Origin of the sequence: Methylorubrum sp. Q1, assembly GCF_004683995.1 — a bacterium.
Classification (GTDB): domain Bacteria; phylum Pseudomonadota; class Alphaproteobacteria; order Rhizobiales; family Beijerinckiaceae; genus Methylobacterium.
This window is the reverse complement of sequence record NZ_SRHQ01000073.1, coordinates 1-1,732: the sequence shown is the minus strand read 5'-3', so window position 1 is coordinate 1,732 and position 1,732 is coordinate 1. Positions and strand designations below refer to the sequence as shown.

The 1,732-nt window shown below is 61.3% G+C and carries 1 protein-coding gene and 1 tRNA gene; one reads left to right on the top strand and one right to left on the bottom strand.

The genetic code is table 11. From position 1 onward, the window contains the following. Nucleotides 1-898 precede the first annotated feature (898 nt). Nucleotides 899-975, top strand: a tRNA-Arg gene (locus E4V01_RS25280). 265 nt (nucleotides 976-1,240) lie between these two features. Here E4V01_RS25280 and E4V01_RS25275 read toward each other — a convergent pair. Beyond that, a partial coding sequence (locus E4V01_RS25275; protein WP_245517714.1) for an integrase core domain-containing protein occupies nucleotides 1,241-1,732 on the bottom strand: 492 nt, incomplete at its 5' end.

The following is a 1,732-nucleotide window of genomic DNA, read 5'->3' as shown; positions in this document are numbered from 1 at the left end:
CCAAGAGGCATTCGGCTACTGGATCTCCGCATCCACAACCCTGAGCTACCGCCACAACCTACCTGAACGGTCACGCTTGGGAAGTCGCTTTGCGACGCGGAATCGTTGGCACGCAATATTTTTGAGTGACAACCTTACTGGTTCGTCGGTCAGATCCTTCAGCCTGACCCTCAACCGCCATCAAGATACATGACTGAGAGCGCGCGTGTCACCGGCACCGAGTTCGTCCGCGTAATCGGCGAGGTAGAGAAGCAACTCGGCCTGATAGGTCACCGTCCCGGTCGTCGTGCGTGAGGCCATTCAGTGGAGCGAGAGGGCGACACTGACCTCAAACCGCGCGAACGCCCGCCGGCGCGAGGTCGTTGCCACGGGCGCCACCACCCCCTCATGCAGATCCCGGGTGCCGGGTCATCCCTTCTCTCCGTCCCCCCAGAACGATCAGTGATTTTGGTCGCCGCCTCTGCGTGAACCCCACGCCATCAAGTCAGTGCAAACCAAGAACAGGCGGCACCGCATCTTGTGGAGCAACAGCCGCCATAGATCGGGGGTCCGGGACTGACTAAGCAGCTGGCGCGTGAGAACCTCGTAGCTGGGGCGTAATTACGTTCCACAAGGCGTTGCCGCAGGCGACCGGTAACCGCATCACGGTGGATGACGCCGTCATCCGCATCATTGGTGACACGGCAAGCCTCGAACACCCAGATGGTTCAACCCAGACGGAGTAGCGCGCGTGGTTCGCATACTTTGATCGAAACGGCGCACCCGACACGATTCGAACGTGTGACCTTTGCCTGAGGAGGGCCACGCTGCCATCCCTTTGAGCAATCAGGGCAATCAACCACCCCGCACAGCGCCGTTGCGCGGCGCCTTGAGTTGGGCTACTCACGAGCCACGGTCAGCACCCGTAGCTCAGCTGGATAGAGCGTTGCCCTCCGAAGGCAAAGGTCACACGTTCGAATCGTGTCGGGTGCGCCATCATAAGCCATTGTTTTTGCTTATGGTTTTTTGACCCTGCCGAAAGCTCCACCTAGCGTTCGTGAACAGCCTGTCACGCTTTGTCACGAGCGACGGGTTACGAATCATGGCGACTATCCGAAAGCGGGGACGTTCCTGGCAGGTTCAGGTGCGGCACATCGGCTTTCCCACTCGCTCAAAATCGTTCTCATCCAAAGCGGCTGCGGTAGCGTGGGCGCAGGCACGGGAGCGGGATTATGCTCCCATTGACGATCCCGCAGAGCGGTCAGCTAACAATAGCTTGACGGTAGGGGAACTGTTGCGGCTGACCTGACCGGTATTTTGGACCGAGCCGAGTGAGAGACGACTGCAGGGCCGCTGGCATGGGTCGCCGGAAGGCCAAATCGGGGAAGCTGACGGGCGCGGGCGGCCGGTAGCCCAGGGACGAGTGCGGCCGGACCCGGTTGTAGGTGTTCTGCCAGAGGGCGATCACGGCCTGGGCTTCCTTGAGCGAGTAGAAGATCTCTTGGCGCAGGCACTCGTCGCGCAGCTTGCCGTTGAAGCTCTCACAATCCCCGTTCTCCCACGGCGAGCCCGGCGCGATGTACTGGATCTGCGAGCCAGCCTTGGCGACCCATTTGCGCAACGCCTTCGCGATCATCTCAGGGCCATTGTCGCAGCGGATGTACTCCGGGATGCCATGCAGGCACATGGCGTCGGCCAGCGCCTCGATCACACCGAGGCTGTTGATGCGCCGCGCCACCTTCAGCGCGAGGCA